At 65.6% G+C, this 17409-nt stretch carries 19 protein-coding genes; 9 read left to right on the top strand and 10 right to left on the bottom strand.

The genetic code is table 11. From position 1 onward, the window contains the following. Positions 1-30 precede the first annotated feature (30 nt). The 3 genes from AZKH_RS04835 to AZKH_RS04845 all read right to left on the bottom strand — a co-directional run bounded on the left by AZKH_RS04835 (position 31) and on the right by AZKH_RS04845 (position 2091). A complete protein-coding gene (locus AZKH_RS04835) occupies positions 31-906 on the bottom strand; it encodes a phosphoribulokinase (RefSeq protein WP_015434622.1) in 876 nt (291 codons plus the stop codon). A gap of 33 nt (positions 907-939) precedes the next feature. Beyond that, positions 940-1188, bottom strand: a complete 249-nt coding sequence (locus AZKH_RS04840) for a hypothetical protein (RefSeq protein WP_015434623.1) — start codon at positions 1186-1188, stop codon at positions 940-942. Between the two features lie 93 nt (positions 1189-1281). Beyond that, positions 1282-2091, bottom strand: coding sequence for an inositol monophosphatase (locus AZKH_RS04845; RefSeq protein ID WP_015434624.1), 810 nt, complete (start codon positions 2089-2091; stop codon positions 1282-1284). Between the two features lie 132 nt (positions 2092-2223). On the opposite strand from AZKH_RS04845, the gene AZKH_RS04850 reads away from it, so the two are divergent. The 5 genes from AZKH_RS04850 (at position 2224) to AZKH_RS04870 (ending at position 8033) form a co-directional block, all read left to right on the top strand. After that, a complete protein-coding gene (locus tag AZKH_RS04850) occupies positions 2224-2946 on the top strand; it encodes a 16S rRNA (uracil(1498)-N(3))-methyltransferase (protein ID WP_041656887.1) in 723 nt (240 codons plus the stop codon). Positions 2947-2956: 10 nt separating this feature from the next. Further along, the gene (pap, locus tag AZKH_RS04855; protein ID WP_015434626.1) at positions 2957-4441 is read left to right on the top strand and encodes a polyphosphate:AMP phosphotransferase; all 1485 of its coding nucleotides are present in this window, start codon (positions 2957-2959) and stop codon (positions 4439-4441) included. Between the two features lie 166 nt (positions 4442-4607). Continuing rightward, on the top strand, positions 4608-5963 hold the full coding sequence (gene argA, locus AZKH_RS04860) for an amino-acid N-acetyltransferase (RefSeq protein WP_015434627.1): 1356 nt from the start codon (positions 4608-4610) through the stop codon (positions 5961-5963). Between the two features lie 58 nt (positions 5964-6021). Continuing rightward, positions 6022-7716, top strand: a complete 1695-nt coding sequence (locus tag AZKH_RS04865; RefSeq protein WP_015434628.1) for a GGDEF domain-containing protein — start codon at positions 6022-6024, stop codon at positions 7714-7716. A 44-nt stretch (positions 7717-7760) separates the two neighbouring features. Beyond that, positions 7761-8033 carry an oxidative damage protection protein gene (locus AZKH_RS04870; protein WP_015434629.1) on the top strand — a complete coding sequence of 91 codons (273 nt, stop codon included), beginning with the start codon at positions 7761-7763 and terminating at the stop codon, positions 8031-8033. Positions 8034-8126: 93 nt separating this feature from the next. Here the strand turns inward: AZKH_RS04870 and phoU are convergent, their stop codons facing one another. The 4 genes from phoU to AZKH_RS04890 form a co-directional block, all read right to left on the bottom strand. Further along, positions 8127-8828, bottom strand: a complete 702-nt coding sequence (phoU, locus tag AZKH_RS04875; RefSeq protein ID WP_041656896.1) for a phosphate signaling complex protein PhoU — start codon at positions 8826-8828, stop codon at positions 8127-8129. 71 nt (positions 8829-8899) lie between these two features. Continuing rightward, positions 8900-9568, bottom strand: coding sequence for a ribose-5-phosphate isomerase RpiA (rpiA, locus tag AZKH_RS04880; RefSeq protein ID WP_015434631.1), 669 nt, complete (start codon positions 9566-9568; stop codon positions 8900-8902). A gap of 23 nt (positions 9569-9591) precedes the next feature. Next, positions 9592-10839, bottom strand: coding sequence for a gephyrin-like molybdotransferase Glp (gene glp / locus AZKH_RS04885; RefSeq protein WP_015434632.1), 1248 nt, complete (start codon positions 10837-10839; stop codon positions 9592-9594). Between the two features lie 154 nt (positions 10840-10993). Continuing rightward, a complete protein-coding gene (locus tag AZKH_RS04890) occupies positions 10994-11623 on the bottom strand; it encodes a cytochrome c (RefSeq protein WP_015434633.1) in 630 nt (209 codons plus the stop codon). A 124-nt stretch (positions 11624-11747) separates the two neighbouring features. Here AZKH_RS04890 and yihA point away from each other — a divergent pair, with 124 nt between their 5' ends. Both yihA and hemB read left to right on the top strand, forming a co-directional pair. Next, positions 11748-12398: a ribosome biogenesis GTP-binding protein YihA/YsxC gene (gene yihA, locus AZKH_RS04895; RefSeq protein WP_015434634.1), complete on the top strand. Its 651-nt coding sequence runs from the start codon at positions 11748-11750 to the stop codon at positions 12396-12398. A 197-nt stretch (positions 12399-12595) separates the two neighbouring features. Then, complete coding sequence (gene hemB / locus AZKH_RS04900; RefSeq protein WP_041655924.1) at positions 12596-13612, top strand: porphobilinogen synthase; 1017 nt, start codon at positions 12596-12598, stop codon at positions 13610-13612. A gap of 1 nt (position 13613) precedes the next feature. On the opposite strand, the gene AZKH_RS04905 is transcribed toward hemB, so the two are convergent. Genes AZKH_RS04905 through bioB form a run of 3 tightly spaced genes read right to left on the bottom strand, consistent with a single transcriptional unit; the run spans position 13614 to position 16165 of the window. Then, on the bottom strand, positions 13614-14243 hold the full coding sequence (locus tag AZKH_RS04905) for a pyrimidine 5'-nucleotidase (protein WP_015434636.1): 630 nt from the start codon (positions 14241-14243) through the stop codon (positions 13614-13616). 20 nt (positions 14244-14263) lie between these two features. Next, the gene (locus AZKH_RS04910; RefSeq protein ID WP_015434637.1) at positions 14264-15157 is read right to left on the bottom strand and encodes a methyltransferase domain-containing protein; all 894 of its coding nucleotides are present in this window, start codon (positions 15155-15157) and stop codon (positions 14264-14266) included. Between the two features lie 18 nt (positions 15158-15175). Beyond that, positions 15176-16165, bottom strand: a complete 990-nt coding sequence (gene bioB / locus AZKH_RS04915) for a biotin synthase BioB (protein ID WP_231874529.1) — start codon at positions 16163-16165, stop codon at positions 15176-15178. Positions 16166-16246: 81 nt separating this feature from the next. Between bioB and AZKH_RS04920 the strand changes: the two genes are divergently transcribed. Together AZKH_RS04920 and AZKH_RS04925 are read left to right on the top strand one after the other, a co-directional pair. Next, positions 16247-16939 (top strand): ComF family protein, encoded by a 693-nt coding sequence (locus AZKH_RS04920; RefSeq protein WP_015434639.1) that lies wholly within the window; start codon positions 16247-16249, stop codon positions 16937-16939. 1 nt (position 16940) lies between these two features. Continuing rightward, positions 16941-17408, top strand: coding sequence for a tRNA (cytidine(34)-2'-O)-methyltransferase (locus AZKH_RS04925; protein ID WP_015434640.1), 468 nt, complete (start codon positions 16941-16943; stop codon positions 17406-17408). Position 17409 lies beyond the last annotated feature (1 nt).

Here is a 17409-nt window from a genome sequence, read left to right on the forward strand (position 1 = left end):
CGGGCAGGCCAATTGCCCCTGCTCAGGCGCTCAGACCCACTGGCGGCGCCGCTCCATCAGCTTCCAGATCAGTGGCGTCAGGATCAGCTGCATCGCGAGATCCAGCTTGCCGCCGGGGATCACGATGGTGTTCGCACGCGACATGAAAGCGTCGTGGATCATGCGCAGCAGGTAGGGGAAATCGACGCCGCGCGGGTCCTTGAAGCGGATTACGACCATCGATTCGTCGAGCGTCGGCACTTCGCGCGCGATGAAGGGATTCGAGGTGTCGACGACCGGCACGCGCTGGAAGTTGATGTGGGTGTGCGAGAACTGCGGGACGATGTAATGCACGTAGTCGTGCATGCGGCGCAGGATCGTGTCCTGCACGGCGTCCTTCGAATAGCCGCGCTCGCGCGTGTCGCGATGCAGCTTCTGGATCCATTCGAGGTTGATCGTCGGCGCGACCCCGATCAGCAGGTCCACGTGCCGGGCGACGTCGACCTTCTCGGTGACGACCGCCCCGTGCAGGCCTTCGTAGAACAGGCAGTCGGTGCCGACCGGAAGATCTTCCCAGTCGCTGAAGGTGCCGATCGGCAGACGGCGGCGTGCGGCGATTTCGGCATCGTGGATGTAATTGCGGTAGCGACCGGTCGCCGACTCGCCGTAGGCGCGGAACAGCGCCTCAAGTTCCTCGAAGAGATTGCCTTCGGGTCCGAAATGGCTGATGCCGCGTTGCCCCGCGCGTTCCGCGTCCTCGATCAGGCACTTCATCTCGTCGCGCGTGTAACGATGGAAGCTGTCGCCTTCGACGATGGCGGCGTTGACGTCCTCGCGATGGAAGATCGCCTCGAAGGTGTGCTTGACCGTAGTGGTGCCGGCGCCTGAGGAGCCGGTCACGGCGATGATGGGGTGCTTGGTCGACATCGTCTCACGCGGCGCACGGATCGTCCGGCGCTGTCAGGTGCTGTGGCTTTGGGTGTACACGCGATGGGCAGCCAGGACCAGCACGTGGACTTCTTCGAAGCTCAATTCCGGGTAGTTCTCACGCACCACGCGGTAGGCCAGATGATCCAGTGTTACGTTTCCCCACCGGTTTTCCGGCGCGAAGAAGGGCGCCAGCTTTTCGCAGGCCTCGGCAAAGATTTCACGCACGCGGTGATGTTGGCGGCGGTCGGGCGTGTCGGCAGGGGGAGAAGCCTGGGTCATGAGCTGCGTCGAAGAGTCGTCAGGCGAAAATAATAGCCTGAATCCTGCCGGTAAATCCGTCCTGCGCGCGTGGCTATCGACTGTTCGGAAGGCTTACGAGTGTGCGGCGATCCAGTTGCGCCAGTCGGTGAACAGGCCGGGACTGGCCGCCGCGATGACGCCGCGCTTGATCGACGGGCCGGCCATCAGCGTGCCGCCGTCAAGGGCCGCGGCGACGCCGCCGGCTTCTGCGAGGATCAGCCGTCCCGCCGCGTAGTCCCACAGCATCTGGCCGCCATGCACATAGACGTCGAGCCGGCCCGCGGCGACAAAGCACCATTCGAGCGCGCTGGAGCCGAAATTGCGCTGGGAGTAATAGGGCGGACGTACCGCAAGCTCGTCGCCGAGGTGGTGGCTGATGCGCTTGAAATCGATCCCCGCGACGGCGTCGCGCAGGCTGGTCGCAGCCGACCGCAGCGGCAGCTCGACGCCGTTGAGGAAGGCGCCGGCGCCCTTCGCCGCGTAGAAAGACTCGTCGGTGACGGGGTTGTAGACCACCCCGAAGCGCGGCTCGTGGTCGACAAGATAGGCGATCGAGACGGCAAAGAAGGGAATCCCGTTCGCGAAATTGGTCGTGCCGTCGATGGGGTCGATACACCACAACCCGCGGCGCCCGGCGCTCCAGATGTGAGCCTGCTCGGCGCCGCTCATCTCTTCGCCGAGGACGGGGCCGGGCGCGAGAAGTGGCAGCGCTTCGGCGAACCGGCGCTGGGATTCCAGATCGGCTTCGGTAAAGAGGGATCCGTCGGCTTTGCGGTTGCGTGCGCTCTTCAAGTAGCGCGGCAGGATCACGTCGCGGGCAATCTCGCGCGCGACCGACTCCAGCGCGCGGGCGTGGGAGAGGCGGTGTGCTGCTGTGGGCATCGTTAGTCCCGTAGTCCCGCGTGGGGCGGTAGGCTGGCTACCCGGGGGTGTCGGTTCGGGAGGTGCTGCGGAAGAATTGTGAAGATCATTGCGATTCTCCCGGAACACAAGCATTGCCGCGATAATACCACGATGATCCCTCGCTTCTTTTTCCCCCTCCCATTGCCCGCAGGCGGCGAAGTCCGGTTGCCCGATGAACTGGCGCACCATGCCGTGCGCGTGCTGCGCCTGCGTGACGGCGAAATGGTCACGCTCTTCGACGGCGACGGCGGCGAAACGGCCGCCCAGTTGCACGTCCGGGGCAAGGAGTGTTTCGCGACGCTGCACGGGTGCAACGCGGTCGAGCGCGAGTCTCCGCTGCAACTGGTGCTCGTCCAGGCGCTCGCCAGCGGCGACAAGATGGACTGGATCGTGCAGAAGGCGGTCGAGATCGGCGCCGTCGCGATTCATCCTGTGCAGGCCGAGCGCTCGGTGCTGCGGCTTGTGGACGAACGCGCCGCCAAGCGCGTCGCACACTGGCAGCAGATCGCGATTGCGGCTTGCGAGCAGAGCGGCCGCAATCGCGTGCCGGAGATCGCGCCGATCCGCGGCTTGCGCGAGTATCTTGCGGACGCGCACACTGCACGGCGGCTGATGTTCGACCCGGCGGCGGGCGGAGGACTCGCGTCGCTGCCGAAGCCGGACGGCGCCGTGCATTTGCTCGTCGGGCCCGAAGGGGGATGGTCGGACGCCGAATTGGCGGCCTGTCGCAGCGCGGGTTGCACCGGCATCGCGATCGGGCCGCGCGTGCTGCGCACCGAGACGGCCGGGCTGGCGGCGATGGCCGCGATGCAGGCGTTGTGGGGCGACTACTAGGAGAGGCGCGATGTTCGAATCCGCTGAACTGGGGCACAAGACCGACAAGGCCGAGTATGACGCCGCTGTTCCGGTGCTGCGTGCGCAGCTCCTCGATGCGCAGTTCGAGCTCCTCGATACGAAAGCCTTCGCGGTGATCGTGTTGATCAACGGCGTAGACGGAGCGGGCAAGGGCGAGACGGTCAATCTCCTGAACGCCTGGATGGACCCGCGCCACGTCCAGACCTCGGCATTCGACTCGCCGACGTCCGAAGAGGCCGAGCGGCCGTTCATGTGGCGTTTCTGGCGTGCGCTGCCGCCCCGCGGCAAGATCGGCATCATGTTCGGCAACTGGTATACGGATCCGATCAACGAGCGCGTCGAAAAGCGCTCGAAGAAGTCCGACCTCGACCAGCGCCTCGACGAGATCAACCGCTTCGAAGCGATGCTCGCGCGCGAAGGCGTGCTGCTCGTGAAGTTCTGGTTCCACCTGTCGAAGGACGGGCAGCGCAAACGCCTGAAGGCGCTGGAAAAGGACCCTCGGACGCGTTGGCGGATCACCGAACAGGAGTGGCACTACGCCGACCTGTACGACCGGTATCGCGAAATCGCCGAGCACACGCTGCGGCGAACGAGCACGGGCGAGGCGCCGTGGATGATCGTTGACGGATCGGATCCGTGTTTCCGCAGTCTGGCCGTCGGCCGCACGCTGCATGACGCCCTGCGCAAGCGCCTCGAGGTGGCGACCCGCAAATGGGCGGCAAGGCAATCCGCGCCCCCGCTTCCATCCATGCCGGACGAGCGCAACCTGCTCAACAGCCTGCAATTGCAGCAGCCGATGGAAAAGAAGGAATACGGCGAGCTGCTCGAGCACTATCAGGGACGCCTCGCGCTGCTCACGCGCGACGACCCCTTCCGGAAGCGATCGCTGATCCTCGTGTTCGAGGGGGCGGACGCTGCAGGAAAGGGGGGCACGATACGTCGTGTTACAGCAGCGATCGACGCGCGCCGCTACAACATCATCCCCGTTTCGGCTCCGAGCGAGGAGGAGCGCGCTCAGCCGTACCTGTGGCGCTTCTGGCGACACCTGCCGCGCCAGGGACGGGTCGCAATCTTCGATCGATCCTGGTACGGGCGCGTGCTGGTCGAGCGCGTGGAGGGCTATTGCAGCGAGGCGGACTGGATGCGTGCCTATGCGGAAATCAACGACTTCGAGGATCAGCTCGGGGTCGCGGGTGCCGTGGTCGTCAAGTTCTGGCTGCACATCGGGCAGGACGAGCAGCTTGTGCGCTTCAAGGCGCGCGAGGCGGAGGCTCACAAGCGTTTCAAGCTGACGCCGGAAGATTGGCGCAACCGCGAAAAGTGGGACGATTACGGGCGCGCCGTCTGCGACATGGTCGACCGAACTAGCACGGAGAATTCGCCCTGGACACTGGTCGAGGCCGAAAACAAGCTCTTTGCCCGCATCAAGGTGTTGCGCACGATCTGTGCCCGCCTCGAAGGAGCCCTGGGTTAGTGACGAACGAGCGGTGCGTGTGTCCCGTCGTCGGTGCCGCAGCATCGTCGGCCGGGATTTGCTCACCGCGTTTTGCGGACTATTCCGCTAGAATCAATTCAGTGCAGGTAAGCGCCAGTCATGCCGCGAAGCGGCGGGCGCGTCCTGGAGCCGGAGCAGTGACCCGTTGAACAGCATTACGAATCCTTCCGTCGCAGCCGCCGAAGTCGCTGCTTCCACCGAACAATTCGTCGCCTGGGTGCGCGGCGCTGCGCCGTACATCCATGCCTTTCGCGGCCGAACCTTCGTGCTCGCCTTCGGCGGTGAAGTGGCGGCGGGCGATCGCGCGCAAAGCCTGGCCTATGACTGCAACCTGCTGGCGGCGCTCGGCATCCGGCTGGTGCTCGTGCACGGGGCGCGTCCGCAGATCGACGCCGAACTCGCGCGTCGCGGCCTGGAGCCGCGCTACCACAACGGCTTGCGGGTCACGGACGCCGCCGCGCTCGAATGCGTGAAGGCGGCGATGGCCGTCACCCGCCTCGAACTTGAGGCCTTGCTGTCCCAAGGCCTGCCGAACACGCCGATGGCGGGCAGCTACATGCGCGTGACGGGCGGCAACTTCATCACCGCGCGCCCCGTGGGCGTCGTCGATGGTATCGATTATCAATACACGGGTGCGGTGCGCAAGATCATCGCCGAGGAAATCAACGCCGACCTCGACCAGCAGAACGTCGTGCTGATCTCGTCGATGGGCGTGTCGCCCGCGGGCGAGATCTTCAATCTGCCCCTGGAGGAAGTCGCCGAGGCCGTGGCCGTTGCGGTTCAGGCGGAAAAGCTCATCTACCTGTGCGATGCGCCCGGGCTCCTCGACGCCGATGGCCATCTGATCGATTCGGTGACGGCCGACGAGGCCGAGCGCATGTTCACGGCCGGCGAGGGGCTGACCGAAGACCTGCACCTATACTTGCCGTACGCGATTCGTGCCGTGCGCAGGGGGGTGGCACGGGCGCACCTGATCGACCACGACAAGGACGGCGGCCTGCTGCTCGAATTCTTCACGCACGCCGGCGTCGGCACCGTGGTGTCGCGCGACGCCCTGTTCCGCCTGCGCGAAGCCACCGTCGAAGACGTCGGCGCGCTGGTCGCGCTGATCTCGCCGATGGAGGCCGATGGGACGCTGGTGCGGCGCGGTCGCGAACTGCTCGAACAGGAAATCGATCGCTTCTCGGTCGTCGAGCATGACGGGGTATTGGTCGGCTGTGCCGCCCTGTACCCGTTTTCCGACGAACGGGCCGCCGAACTCGCATGCCTGGCCGTGACGCCCGAGTATCGGCGCGCGGGCCTGGGCGACCAGTTGCTGCGACGCATCGAGCAGCGTGCCCGCGCGCAGCAGTTCCAGCGCCTCTTCGTGCTGACGACGCGCACGGCGCACTGGTTCCGCGAGCGCGGCTTCTCCGAGATCGGGCCCGAAGCCCTGCCACGGCAGAAGCGCGAGCTATACAACTACCAGCGTCGCTCAAAGGTCTTCGTCAAACCGCTATGACCGACGCCTGCGCATCTTCCTGCCGATCGGTTGCGGCATTCCGTCGCGGAGGTGCGGCATGGTGACGGCGCCGCCCAGCCCTCGTACCGTTGCCGCCGCCGCCGGCGCACTCGCCGCGTTGGCGGGCGCAATCGTCGCCGCCGCGGGAGCTCAGTTGGAGGGTGTGGCTGCTGCCGTTGCGGCAGGCCTTGCCATCGCCGGTGTCGCCGGGGCGGTCGCCTGGATCGTGCGACGTCACGCCGAGGCCTGCAGCCGCCACCACGCCGATGCCGTCGCCGACCTCGCCGGCCGTCTCGAATCCTTGGGGGCCCGTGCGCGCCTGGTCACCCCGCCCGAGCGGCCGCCGCGCGACCCGCTGGCGCTGATGGACGCAGCCGAAGTCGGCGTGACCCAACTGCGGGAGCTCGCCCAGGGCGTGCATGGCCTGGAGGCGATCTTCGGCCTGGACGGGCATCTGATGTGGATCAGCCCGTCGATCGAACGCCTGACGGGCTGGTCGCCGGAAGCCTGTCTCGCCGCGCCCGACGCGATCACCTTGCTCGTGCACGAATCGGACCGCGGCTATTGCCAGCGGATGGCCAAGCGCGTGGCCGAAGGCAGCGAAGGCGAGGATTTCGAGATGCGCCTGCTGCGCGAAGACGGGCGCATCTGCTGGGTGGCCTGCCACTGGCGCCCGCTGCGGGCCATGTCGTCCGCACCTGCCGGACTGCGGATGTCCGCCGAAGACATCCAAGCGCGCAAGGAGACCGAGTACAAGCTGCTCGAGACCGTCACCGAGTTGCGCCGGGCGCAGGCTCTGCGCGAGCGCTATCTCGCGCGTAGCAACGACGAGCGGCAGCGCCTGTCCGCGCTGCTCAACGTCATCCGGCTGGGCATCCTGTTCATGGATCGCGACCACCGCGTGCTGTACTACAACCGCGCGATGCTCGACATCTGGGGCTTCCCGCCGGACGAAAACCTGATCGGCGTTCGCGACGTCGTGCTGCAAAGCCGGATCGCCGAGCTGATCGAGCAGCCCGAGGCCTACATCGAGCACATCGAGGCGGTCTTGCGCACCTACGTCGTCAGCGAACCCTATGAAGTGCGTTTCCGGAACGGCCACATCGTGACGGACATCTCGGCCGTCGTCGAGGCGGTGCAGGGGCGACGCGGGATCGGCCGCGTGTGGATCTACGAGGACGTCACCCAGCAGCGCGGCATCGAGCGGCGCCTGGTCGAACTCGCCGAGCACGATCCGCTCACCGGCCTGTTCAATCGCCGGCGCTTCCATGAAGAACTCGACCGCCTACTGGCCGAGGCCTCGCGGCGTGACATGCGACTCGGCCTGCTCGCGATCGACCTCGACGGCTTCAAGCCGATCAATGACGAATTCGGCCACCAGGCGGGCGACGCCGTCCTCGTCGCGTTGGCGAGCGCCGTTGGCGACGTTGTGCGGCGCAACGAGTTGTTCTGCCGGCTCGGCGGGGACGAATTCGCGCTGCTCGTGCCCGATACCGACACCTCCGAGCTATGCGAGCTCGCGCGGCGCGTGCTCGAGGTCATCACCGGGCTGCGTTTCGAGTTTGCCGGCCGCGCCGTCGGCCTGTCGGCCAGTATCGGCATCGCGGTATATCCCCAGCATGCCCTCGACGGCGAAGGGCTGATCGCGGTCGCAGACCAGGCCATGTACTCGTCGAAGAACGCCGGACGCGGACGCTGGACCCTGGCCGAACGCCGTGCCGACGAATCCGCGCCTGCGAATCCGATAGAATGACGATTCCGGATACTGATCAACCAACCTGGCAAGAGGATTGAAAGATGACCCGTATGGTCAATTGCGTGAAGCTCGGACGGGAAGCGGAAGGGCTCGATCGCCCGCCGGTCCCGGGCGCGCTGGGACAGCGCATCTTCGATAGCGTTTCGAAGGAAGCCTGGCAGCAGTGGGTCAAGTATCAGACCATGCTGATCAACGAGAACCGTCTCAACCTGATGGATGCGCGGGCGCGTAAGTATCTGTCGGAACAGATGGAAAAGCATTTCTTCGGCGGCGGCGCCGACCAAGTCGGCGGCTACGTGCCTCCGAGTGCCTGATTTTCCGGTTCCAGGCACAAAAAAGGCGGGAGGTCGGGCGCAACGCCCGACCTCCCGTCGTTCTTCCGGATGCGGCCGCGAAGGCCGCGCCGCTCACTCGGCGCCGCTTGCGCGCTCCAGCGCCTCGACGCCTTCGTGGCGCACGTCCTTGCCCTTGACCATATAGACGACGTATTCGGACACGTTCTTGGCGTGGTCGCCGATCCGTTCGATCGACTTCGCGATGAACAGCACGTCGAGCGAACGCGTGATCAGGCGCGGATCTTCCATCATGTAGGTGATCAGCTGGCGCATGATCCCCTTGAAGAGCGCATCGACCTCCTTGTCCTTGCGCACGATGTCCGGCGACGACGACGGGTCCATGCGCGCGAAGGCGTCCAGCGAGCGCTGCAGCATGTCCACGACCATTTCTGCGACGTGGTGCAGCTCGATCTTTGGCACGAAGCTGCTGTCGGATTCGAGAATACGTCGGGCCGCCTTCGCAATCTTCTTCGCTTCGTCGCCGACGCGCTCGAGGTCGGTGATCATCTGGATCATCGTCATGACCATCCGCAGATCGCCGGCGGTCGGGCCGTGACGGGCGATCAGCTGAATGCAGGCCTCGTCGAGCGCGACCTCTTCGTCATTGACGCGGCGGTCCTGCTCGATGACGATTTCGAGTTCGGCCGGATTCCCATCGCCCAGGCCAGCGATGGCTCGTGACAGCTGCTGTGCGACCAGCCCGCCCATTTCGAGCAGACGCTTGCGGATCGCGTCGAGCTCCTTGTCGTATTGCGTGTAGGTGTGACGGCTCATCTTCATCCTTCAATTTCTCGGTCAGAACCGAGCCTAGCAGCTCAATGTGACGTAAGTATTGCAGTTCCGAGTCAGCCCTTGGTCGCCACCCGGCGCTCGACGCCCTGCGGAGTCGCCAGCAGCAGCAGATCCGCGCCGCGACGCGCGAACAGCCCGTTCGTGACCACGCCGGTAATGTGGTCGATTTCGGTCTCGAGGGCCTTCGGTTCGGGGATGCGCAGGCCATGGACATCGAGGATGACGTTGCCGTTGTCGGTCGTGAAGCCTTCGCGCAACACCGGCTTGCCGCCGAGATGCCGCAGCTCCCGCTCGACATAGGCGCGCGCCATCGGGATCACCTCGACCGGCAGCGGAAAGGCACCGAGGCAGCCGACGAGCTTGGAGGCATCGCAGATGCAGATGAAGCGATCGGCCACGGCTGCGACGATCTTCTCGCGCGTCAATGCGCCGCCGCCGCCCTTGATCATCGCGAAGCCGTCGTCGATCTCGTCGGCGCCATCGACATAAACCGACAGGTCGGTCACGTCGTTCAGGTCGATCACGGGGATGCCGTACGAGGCGAGCCGCCGCGAACTCGCCTCCGAACTCGACACTGCGCCGGCGATGCGGTCCTTGATCCCGGCGAGTCCGTCGATGAAGTGGTTGACCGTCGAGCCGGTGCCGACGCCGACGATCGTGCCGTCCTCGATGTAGTCCAGCGCCGCGAGGGCAGCAGCCTTTTTAAGTTCGTCCTGGGTCATGTCTATCGATCCTGTTGCGCGGGCTAGATGAGCCCGTCGAAAAGTTGAATCTGCACGGTGTCGCCCGGGGCGACGTCGCCGCCCGCTTCGGACAGCACGATGAAGCAGTTCGCCTCCGACATCGAGCGCAGGATGCCGGAGCCCTGCGCGCCTGCCAGTTCGACGATCTGCTTTCCGCCGCGACGGACGAGCCGCCCGCGCAGGTACTCGCGTCGTCCCGGTTGCTTGCGGATGACGCTGTCGCAGACCACCTCGAAGAGCGGGCTGTCGGGAAGCGGTGCGACGCCTGAGAGCGCGAGGAGCGCGTCCTGCACGAACTGGTAGAAGGTCACGAGGACCGCGACCGGATTGCCGGGCAGGCCGAACAGCCAGGCATCGCCGACACGGCCGAAAGCCATCGGGCGGCCCGGCTTGATGTCGATCTTCCAGAACGCGACCTGGCCGAGTCGGTTTACGAGTTCGCGGATGAAGTCGGCCTCGCCGACCGAGACGCCGCCGCTCGTGAGGATCACATCGGCACTGGCGGATGCTTCGCGGAAAGCCGTTTCGAGCGCCGCGGGATCGTCACGCACCACGCCCATGTCGAGAAGCTCGCAGCCGAGGCGGCTCAGCGCGCCGAAGAGCGTGTACCGGTTGCTGTCATAGACCTCGCCGGGCGCCAACGGCTTTCCAATCGAGGCGAGTTCGTCGCCGGTCGAAAAGAAGGCGACACGCAGGCGGCGATGGACGGTCACTTCGGCGACGCCGAGCGACGCGAGCAGGCCCAGTTCCGCCGGACCGCAACGCTTGCCCGCGGGCAGGGCGACACCGCCGAGCGCGAGATCCTCGCCCGCGCGGCGCAGGTTTTGTCCTGCCCGCTGTCCGGCAGGAACAATGACCTGTCCGCCTTCGGTGCGCGCGACCTCCTGTACCACGATGGTGTCGGCGCCCTGCGGGATCGGTGCCCCCGTCATGATGCGCACGGCCTGGCCCGCGCCGACGATGCCGGAGAAGGGTTTGCCGGCGAAGGCCGTGCCCACGACCGTCAGTGCCGTCTCGGCACCGCTTGTCAGGTCTGCAAAACGGACGGCAAATCCGTCCATGGCCGAGTTGTCGTGGGCGGGGACGTTGCAGGGTGCGATCACCGCTTCGGCGAGCACGCGCCCGAGGGCGCTGCGTACCGCGACCCGCTCGCGGCCGGGGACCGCAGCCAGTCGATCGAGGATCGCGCTCCGCGCTTCGTCGGCGCTGAGACTCGGCGTGCGCGCAGACGCGCCGGTTTTCTGTTCCATGACTCTCCTTTCCCGCTACGGAAGGCGGCACCCCGGGGTGCGTGCCGCGCCATTGAGACCTTGCATTATCGGCCCAAGCGGACAGGATCCGAAATGAAAAAGGGGTGGTCAAGACCACCCCTCTTGTCGGCGCAGGATGCGCGACGGATTCGGCTTAGTGCAGGCCGGCAGCGTAGTCCGCAACCGCCTTCATTTCGGGGTCGGTCAGTTTCAGGGCGATGGTCTGCATCATCAGCGCCGGGTCGTTCTTGCGGCCGCCGTCGCGGAAGGCCTTCAGCTGGGCTTCGGTGTAGTCGGCATACTGGCCGCCGATACGCGGGAACAGTGCCGGAACGCCGGCGCCGGTCGGGCCGTGACAGCCCGCACAGGCGGGAACGTTCTTCGCCGGGATGCCGGCGCGCCAGATGTTCTGGCCGAGTTTTGCGAGCTCGGGGCTCTTCGAGGCATCGGGCTTCTGGGTCTGGGAAGCGAAGTACAGGCCCAGCGCCTTCATGTCGTTCTCGTCCAGGGCTGCGACCATGCCACCCATGATCGGGTTCGCGCGCTCGGCGGGCTTGTCGCCGGAGGCCTTGAAGTTGCGCAGCTGCTTGGCGACGTAGTCGGCATGCTGGCCGGCCAGCTTCGGGAAAGTCGGCGCCGGGCTGTTGCCGTCGGCACCATGACAGCCTGCGCAGATCGTCTCTGCAGTCTGTTTTGCCTTGGCGAGATCGGGTGCCGCCTGGTCCTGGGCGTGAAGGCCGCCAGCAACCAGCAACAGCGAGAGCAACAGGGAACGCTTGATCATGGTGTCCTCAGAAAGCCGTGAGTGGTTATCGCAAAATCGCGGTATTCTATACTATGTGTTCGGTTTTGCGCGATGCAATGCAGGCCGAAACCCTAACCATTCAGCGTTTCCGCCCCCCTTCCCGATGCCCCTCTTCCGCAACGCACGATTCGAAATTTCCATTGCAAAATCCGGCGATCTGCCTGTTCCGGTGGGCGCCGAGATCGCGTTCGCGGGGCGATCGAACGCCGGCAAGTCGAGTGCCATCAATACGCTTGCCGAACATACGCGTTTGGCATATGTTTCGAAGACGCCGGGCCGTACCCAGCTGATCAACTTCTTTCGCCTCGATTGCGGTGCTGCGCTGGTCGACCTGCCGGGCTACGGTTATGCGAAGGTGCCCGAGGCGATCCGCAAACAGTGGGTGTCGCTGCTGGAAACCTATCTGCGGCAACGCGAAAATCTGATCGGTCTCGTGCTGATCATGGATTCGCGGCATCCGTTGACGCCGCTCGACCGGCAGATGCTCGACTGGTATCTGTCGGGCGGCCGGCCAGTTCACTGCCTGCTGACGAAGTCGGACAAGCTGTCGCGCAACGAAGCGGCAGCCTCGCTGGCGAAGGTGCGGCGCGAGTTGGCGCCGCTGGGAGCACAGGTCAGCGTCCAGCTTTTTTCGAGCCTGAAGAAGATCGGCATGGAGGAGGTGGAACACAAGGTCGCCGCGTGGCTCGGTCTGCCGACCGACGACTTGCCGGCGATCCCGACCGCGGCCGAGTTGCGTGCGGCGGGCAAATAAAAAACCCCGGGCCAAAGGGGAGAAAGCCCGGGGTCAAACGCCTTAACGGGATTAAGGCACCCGCTCAGGGAGGTGAAGCGGGAGATGGCTCGTCACCATCTGTGTCATGAGAGTCAGCTGCCTCCGTGGAAGTTCCCGGCTGAACTGGTTACGGATTGTTTCTTTGTCATTCAACCGATATTGGATCTGTATTGAACATGCGCCCAACCGGAATTTTTCCCGCCACCCGCATGCGGCGAATGCGCCGCGACGAGTTTTCCCGTCGGCTGATGCGCGAGTCGCGCCTGTCGACGGACGACCTGATCTATCCGGTGTTCGTTCTCGAGGGCAACAACATCACCCAGGCGGTGCCGTCGATGCCGGGCGTGAGCCGTGTGTCGCTCGACAATCTACTGCGCGTCGCCGAAGAGGCCGTGTCGCTGGGCGTGCCCGCGCTGGCGCTGTTCCCGGTCATTGAGGCGTCGGGCAAGACGCCGGGTGCCGAGGAAGCGTGGAATCCGGACGGCCTCGTGCCGCGTGTCGTACAGGCGCTGAAGGCCCGCTTCCCCGAGTTGGGCGTCATCACCGACGTCGCACTGGATCCTTACACGAGCCATGGGCAGGACGGCCTGATCGATCCCGAGGACCCGCGCGGCTACGTCCTTAATGACGAAACGCTGGAGGCGCTGGCGAAGCAGGCGCTGTGTCACGCGCAGGCGGGCGCCGATGTCGTCGCCCCGTCGGACATGATGGATGGCCGCGTCGCGCGCATCCGTGCCGAACTCGACGGCGACGGGCGCATCTACACGCGCATCCTCGCCTACGCGGCGAAATATGCATCGAGCTTCTACGGTCCATTCCGCGATGCGGTCGGCTCCGCGGGCAATCTGGGCAAGGGCAACAAGTACACCTACCAGATGGACCCGGCCAACAGCGACGAGGCGATCCGCGAAGTGGCGCTGGACATCGCCGAGGGCGCGGACATGTTCATGGTCAAGCCCGGCATGCCTTACCTGGATATCGTGCGGCGCGTGAAGGCCGAGCTGCAGGTGCCGACCTACGTCTATCAGGTCAGCGGCGAATACGCGATGCTCCAGGCAGCGGCCGCGAACGGCTGGCTGTCGCACGAGGCCTGCATGATGGAGTCGCTGCTCGCGTTCAAGCGCGCCGGTGCCGACGGCATCCTGACTTACTACGCGCTCGAAGCCGCGCGCGTGCTTAAAGGCCAGGCGTAATTCAGCTCAGCCGGCCTGCGATCCGCCGCAAGTCGAGGATGGACGCGATCCTGAAGTCCACGTAGGCCGGCTTGCCGAGCCCCCGGCCGACCAGCACGGTCCGCATGCCGAGGCGCTTGGCCGTGCGCAAGTTCAACGCAGAGTCCTCGATCAGCACGCAACGTCTCGGATCGAGCCGATGGTCCTGGAGCAGGTGGCGGAAGCCCTGGACCGCCGGCTTCGGGTGGAAGCGCATCTGTTCGACGCCGTACACGCTGTCGAAGAGTCGCCGGACGCCCATCGCCTGCAGGACCGCTTCCGCGTACTCCTGCGGGCCGTTCGAGAACACGATCCGTCGTCCCGGCAGGCGGCGCAGCATCGAGCGCAGGGCGCGCTCGAAAACCATCATGTGATGCAGACGCTCGAAGCGATGGGTCGCGGCGAGAAAATGTCGTGGGTCGGTGCCGTGGTGGCGCATCAATCCGGTCAGCGTCGCGCCGTAGCGGCGCCAGTAATGGATGCGCAGTGCATTCGCATCGTCGGCGCTCAGCGCGAGATGCTGCGCGAGGTAGGCCGTCATGCTGCGATTGATATGCGGAAAGATGTAGGCACTCGCGTTATGCAGCGTGTTGTCCAGATCGAACAGCCACACTGGCGGCGCGGCTGAACGCCTCACCGACCACCCGGTTTGGACTGGAAGCGGATCACCGAACGACCGTCTTCGGTCGTCTTCGGTTGGGCTTTCCATGCGTGTCCCTGCACGATCTCGAAGCTTGCTGGCAATCGGCCATCGCGACGCAACGCTTCGAGCGTGTGCCGGGCACTTTCCCATCCTGCACGCCCCGAGAGGCCGCGCGGACGTGCGGTGCCGGCATTCGCACAGCCCGCCTGGCGCAGGTCGTGCAGAAGCTCGTCGACGCTGGCGTAGGTCATCGTGACCATCTCCATGTCCATTACCGGATCCGAGAAGCCGGCCTGGACGAGGGCGTCCCCCAGATCGTGCATGTCGATGAAGCGATGGACCCGCTCGCCGCCCTTCGTCGGCAGTGCCGCACGCAGCTCGCGCAGCGTGTCGGGGCCGAAGGTCGAGAACATCAGCATGCCGTCGACCTCGAGGACGCGGTGGATCTCCTTGAGCGCCGGCAGCGGATCAGCGAGCCAGTTGAGCATCAGGTTGGACCACACGAGCGACATGCTCGCGCGCGCGAAGGGCAGGGCGCTCGCGTCGGTGCAGGCAAATTCCGCACGTTGGGTGCGGCCGAAGGCGCGCAGGCGGTCGAACAAGCCGCGCTCGCCGCGTGCGCGCGCGAGCATCGGGAATGCGAGGTCGGCGCCGACGCGTTGGGCGGCGGGGAAGCGTTTGCCGAGCATCTCCAGGTCGGCGCCCGTGCCGCAGCCGAGGTCGAGGATACGCTTGGGCTGGATGCGGATGTAGTCGAGCCTCTCGTCCATGCGGCGGCCGACCTCGCGCGCGAGCACGGCGACCTCATCGTAGGTCGCGGCAGCGCGTTCGAAGCGTCGCTTCAGTAGAGGGCGGTCGAGTGCGAAGTCCTGGTCAATGGCCATCGGAAATGGATGGCCGGATCAGATCGCGCGCAGGCCGAGGCGGTCGAAGAGCGCCTGGTCATGGTCGACGTCCGGGTTGTCGGTGGTCAGCAGTTGATCGCCGTAGAAGATCGAGTTCGCGCCGGCGAGGAAGCATAGGGCCTGCATCTCGTCGTTCATCTGCTGGCGGCCGGCGGACAGGCGCACGAAGCTCGTCGGCATCGTGATGCGGGCGGCGGCGATAGTCCGGACGAACTCGAAGGGATCGAGCTTTTCGACGTCCGCGAGCGGGGTGCCGGGCACGGCAACGAGGTTGTTGATCGGCACCGACTGCGGCGGGGTGGGCATGTTGGCGAGCTGTGCAATGAGGCCCGCGCGCGATTTGCGGCCTTCGCCCATGCCAACGATACCGCCGGAGCAGACGTTGATGCCGGCGCTGCGCACCTGGTCGAGGGTGTCGAGGCGGTCGGCCAGCGTGTGGGTCGTGATGACCTGGCCGTAGAACTCGGGCGCGGTGTCGATGTTGTGGTTGTAGTAATCCAGACCCGCGTCCTTGAGTCGCAGCGCCTGATCGCCCTTCAACATGCCCAGCGTGACGCAGGTTTCCATCCCCAAGGCTTTGACCTCGCGCACCATCGCGAGGACGGTCTCCAGTTCCTTTTCCTTCGGCCCCTTCCATGCCGCGCCCATGCAGAAGCGGCTGGATCCCTTGGCCTTCGCGGCCTTGGCCTTTTCGACGACTTCCTCGATCGCCATCAGTTGCTGGCGGTCGAGCCCGGTCTTGTAGCGCGCCGACTGCGAGCAGTAGCTGCAGTCTTCCGAACAGCCGCCGGTCTTGATCGACAGTAGCGTCGAACGCTGCACGGCGTTGGGGTCGAAATGCTCGCGATGCACCTGCTGCGCGCGGAACACGAGATCCATGAACGGCAGCTCGAACAGTGCCTCGACTTCCGCGACCGCCCATTTGCGGCGCTCGACGGCGGAGTGGTCCAAAGTGGTGGGTTTAGCGCTTTGGCATACGGAAGTCATTGTCATGAAACAGGTTCCACGGTCTAATGCGAAGTTTCACATGTTCGTTCATTCGTTGAAATCTTGTCAAACGCGGCCCGATTGATCCGCGCGGTCAGCGCCTTTGTCAGTGACCGTCTGCTGCCGAATGACTGCTTCGTCTGCGGCTGTGGCGCGGGGCGCGAGCTGCTGTGCGAGCGGTGTCGCGGCGAGCTGCCGCTCGCCTACGACTGTTGCCCGGTATGCGCGATACCGGTGAAGGGCGGAGCGGTCTGCGGCAGCTGCCAGCGCGAACCGCCGGCATTTGACGCGAGCGTGGCGGCGCTCAGCTATCTCTTTCCCGCAGATCGGCTGCTGCAAGCGCTGAAGTACGGAGGGCGGTTGGCTGTGTCGCAACTGCTGGCACAACTGCTGCTGGAATGGGTTGCCCCTGCCGAGGAGGCCGTGCTCGTCCCGATGCCGCTACATGAGCGTCGTCTGCGCGAGCGCGGCTTCAATCAGGCGGTGGAGATCGCGCGTCCGCTCGCGCGGGCCTGGAAACTGCCGCTGGAGCTGGAGGCGGTGCGTCGCGTGCGGGATACCGTGTCGCAGGCGACCTTGCCGTGGAGCCGGCGACGCGTCAATATGCGCGGGGCTTTCCGCTGCGACACCTCGTTCGCCGGCAAGACCGTGATCGTCATCGACGACGTGATGACCACCGGCGCGACGCTCGACGAGTTGGCCCGCACGCTGAAGGCGAGCGGTGCAGCGCGCGTCGAGAACTGCGTCGTGGCGCGAACTCCTTCTCCAGTCTGACATGCTGCATATCGTCCTGTACCAGCCCGAAATTCCTCCCAACACCGGCAATTCGATCCGCCTCGCGGCCAATACCGGGGCGCATCTGCACTTGGTGCGTCCGCTCGGCTTCGATCTGTCGGACAAGCATCTGGCGCGCGCCGGGCTCGATTATCACGACCTCGCACGCGTCACGGTTCATGACGACTGGACCGCTTGTGCCGCCGCGCTGGCCGGCCGCCGCATGTTCGCGCTGAGCACGCGCGGGGCCGAACGCTATGATCTGGTCGAGTACCGGGACGAGGACGTGCTGTTGTTCGGGCCCGAATCGCGCGGCCTGCCGGCTGAGGTGCTCGCCTCGCTGCCGCAGGCGCACACGCTGCGCATTCCGATGTATCCGTCGAACCGCAGCGTCAATCTCTCCAACGCTGTGGCCGTCGTTGCGTTCGAGGCCTGGCGCCAGCTGGGATTTGCCGGCGCCAGGATGTAGG

It is taken from the genome of Azoarcus sp. KH32C (assembly GCF_000349945.1).
GTDB lineage: Bacteria > Pseudomonadota > Gammaproteobacteria > Burkholderiales > Rhodocyclaceae > Aromatoleum.

Coding starts and splice junctions, on each gene's coding strand:
- AZKH_RS04835 (WP_015434622.1), bottom strand. CDS start 906: ATGTCGACCAAGCACCCCATCATCGCCGTGACCGGCTCCTCAGGCGCC.
- AZKH_RS04840 (WP_015434623.1), bottom strand. CDS start 1,188: ATGACCCAGGCTTCTCCCCCTGCCGACACGCCCGACCGCCGCCAACAT.
- AZKH_RS04845 (WP_015434624.1), bottom strand. CDS start 2,091: ATGCCCACAGCAGCACACCGCCTCTCCCACGCCCGCGCGCTGGAGTCG.
- AZKH_RS04850 (WP_041656887.1), top strand. CDS start 2,224: ATGATCCCTCGCTTCTTTTTCCCCCTCCCATTGCCCGCAGGCGGCGAA.
- pap (WP_015434626.1), top strand. CDS start 2,957: ATGTTCGAATCCGCTGAACTGGGGCACAAGACCGACAAGGCCGAGTAT.
- AZKH_RS04865 (WP_015434628.1), top strand. CDS start 6,022: ATGGTGACGGCGCCGCCCAGCCCTCGTACCGTTGCCGCCGCCGCCGGC.
- AZKH_RS04870 (WP_015434629.1), top strand. CDS start 7,761: ATGACCCGTATGGTCAATTGCGTGAAGCTCGGACGGGAAGCGGAAGGG.
- phoU (WP_041656896.1), bottom strand. CDS start 8,828: ATGAGCCGTCACACCTACACGCAATACGACAAGGAGCTCGACGCGATC.
- rpiA (WP_015434631.1), bottom strand. CDS start 9,568: ATGACCCAGGACGAACTTAAAAAGGCTGCTGCCCTCGCGGCGCTGGAC.
- glp (WP_015434632.1), bottom strand. CDS start 10,839: ATGGAACAGAAAACCGGCGCGTCTGCGCGCACGCCGAGTCTCAGCGCC.
- AZKH_RS04890 (WP_015434633.1), bottom strand. CDS start 11,623: ATGATCAAGCGTTCCCTGTTGCTCTCGCTGTTGCTGGTTGCTGGCGGC.
- yihA (WP_015434634.1), top strand. CDS start 11,748: ATGCCCCTCTTCCGCAACGCACGATTCGAAATTTCCATTGCAAAATCC.
- hemB (WP_041655924.1), top strand. CDS start 12,596: ATGCGCCCAACCGGAATTTTTCCCGCCACCCGCATGCGGCGAATGCGC.
- AZKH_RS04910 (WP_015434637.1), bottom strand. CDS start 15,157: ATGGCCATTGACCAGGACTTCGCACTCGACCGCCCTCTACTGAAGCGA.
- bioB (WP_231874529.1), bottom strand. CDS start 16,165: ATGACTTCCGTATGCCAAAGCGCTAAACCCACCACTTTGGACCACTCC.
- AZKH_RS04925 (WP_015434640.1), top strand. CDS start 16,941: ATGCTGCATATCGTCCTGTACCAGCCCGAAATTCCTCCCAACACCGGC.